General features: G+C 42.1%; 1 protein-coding gene. It reads right to left on the minus strand.

Going from position 1 to position 2324, the window contains the following annotated elements; translation table 11 throughout:
* Positions 1-325: 325 nt before the first annotated feature.
* A complete protein-coding gene (locus CDI09_RS17315; RefSeq protein WP_078526898.1) occupies positions 326-2236 on the minus strand; it encodes an ATP-binding protein in 1911 nt (636 codons plus the stop codon).
* Between the last annotated feature and the right edge of the window lie 88 nt (positions 2237-2324).

Here is a 2324-nt window from a genome sequence, read left to right on the forward strand (position 1 = left end):
TATGATCTGCTCTTCCGTAAAACGACTGCGCTTCATCCGTCCGTATCCTTCTCGATCGGACTCTACTTTTAAATGGTTACATTTCCGGGGGGCACGTCACAGACTATGCGGTTATCGGCGGTGTTTGTGTAAGTAATAGGATGGATACTCGTCAAAAAAAAAATCTAGAGTCGTTTGCGCGAATCGGTTTGAGCAGCCTAAACTCTTGGAAAGGTTCCAGTGGCTCTAGCGCCCAACTAACTTTATAAGTCATGGAATGAGCGCTAAAGGCGGAAATACTTCACGAAAAGCTGTTCCGCCAGTGGATGGTTGCGTGTGTCAATAGTTATTCATACTTAGTTCTTTGAGTCTCTGCTTCTACAGTTGGGTTATTTAAATATTTGATAAGCTCCGAGAGAATAATGAGGTCACAGAGATGTGCCCCAGACTCTAGGTCAGTTAAGCAATGGGTAACCCCATGATACTGTCTTTGATCGGCATTTTCAGGGACTAAAAAAGAAGTTATTCCGTAACGCTCTGTATAAAGAGTTCCTGTTTCCCAGGCAACGCACAAATTTAAGTCAGATATATTTTTATCATGTGCATCGAGATCTTCAATGAGGCCGTCTAAGGAAAATTTATATTCAAGTATAAGAGGATCTGTAACTTTCCCATGAAGAATATTTGCGATATCTGGTGTTACTCCAAGCGGATTTTCGTTCGGGCTATAAGTGTAGATTTCGGGAGGAAGATCAAATGTGACTTTAAAAAGCCCATCGTAGGTAAAGCGTTCATTCGTGGACATCATACTTATACCACGAATCACCCCGCCTGCGACTAACTGATTAAATAATGCTATTACATCTTGTTCGCGCGTTGGCATGGATGTTACTGATACACGCTCCGTGGGCTTGAAAAAGTGAGCACTCTGCAGAATCAAAGGACTATCTTGCTCGTGACCAAGCATTTCCTTTTTCCATTCACCAATTTTCAGCTCACGAACGAGGTCAGGTGCAACGCCTGTATTCGCTTTGAGATACCCTCTTAGCTTAGACAAGTGGTTTTCGGTGATCAGTCTCGAGACGTTTTTGGCGAAATCTGTGAGTTCTCGGTGAAAACCCTTTCGCCCCATATCGGGAGAGTAATTGTCGAAATGAATAAGGAAGTGTAGTTGATTTTGGCGTCCAATATTGCGATTTAGAGGAATTAGAACTGTCTCTCCTTGTGGCATATTGTTTGCTGCTAGCTGGATGCCGGTATTAAGAACCTTATAATTCGCCCGAATGTTTAGAGAATCGTTAAATTTAGCCCAAAGTTTAGCTGTGTATCCAAATTCTACGGATACAGAAGGCGTATGTTTTTTAATTACATCCCTTCCTTCTGTATCAAGAGATGATGAAACTAGGCTAGATAGTTCCTCTGATGTCCAGCTACCATAGATAAAATCGAGATTTCTATATTTGTCAGGCAGAGCGCGACCAGGCCCAAATTTCTCGAATGAAACCCTGGCGGCCTCACTTATATCTCTAATACGAGCTTTTTTACTGGCGTTTTTGTGAAGCCAAAAATATCCAGTACCCTGTGTTTCGGCGACAGTCGTCTTATTCTGAGCTTTGACTGTAACCTTGATCTTAACACTGGGGTCAGACACTACCGCGCCAAAGCCAGTTTTTATAAAGAGGATTAATATCCATTTTGATGCTTCGTCAGCTTTAATCCAGTCAAGACGCCTTGGGTGTGTGCTGTCGTCGAATCGTACTGATATAGAAACACCACGATCAAAGCTATTGAAGTCGACATCACTAAGTGGCGTGTCGTCATGTTCGATTTTGGGATTCCCAGACGGAGCTGAATCCTTTAACCAGTTCTTTGCTCCGACGATTTTTCCTGAACGTGCAAACCCCGGGATTTTTGTAGAAATTCTCATATAATTGAAGCCATAAGCAACATAGGTTGCGCCGACACCTTTATGGCCTCGAGTTTTGCCTGATTTAAAGGAAAAGTTAGGTGCTAGGAATTGTTCAAATTTGTCTTTGTCCAGGCCAATGCCGTTATCGGAAACTGTGAGTGAGTTTTCTACAAGATCTATTATAACATTAATATGCGGAGTATAATTATTTGTATTGCCTGAACTTGATTCGAGAGCTTTTCTAAATTCGACAGCATCCAATGAGTTTTGAATCAACTCGCAAAACGGATCATACCATCCTACGTATGAACTAAGAATGTTATTAATTTCACGCTTGATACCAACCATTGTTTGGCCTGACTCACGGGGTACCCATCGGTTTAAAAATGTGATTCATAGGATGCAGACCATTCTCTGAAGGAGGCATTCTGGATGG

This window comes from Komagataeibacter nataicola, from assembly GCF_003207795.1.
GTDB lineage: Bacteria > Pseudomonadota > Alphaproteobacteria > Acetobacterales > Acetobacteraceae > Komagataeibacter > Komagataeibacter nataicola.

Excerpts from the sequence above, each read along its gene's own strand:
- CDI09_RS17315 (WP_078526898.1), bottom strand. The coding sequence starts at position 2,236 with ATGGTTGGTATCAAGCGTGAAATTAATAACATTCTTAGTTCATACGTA.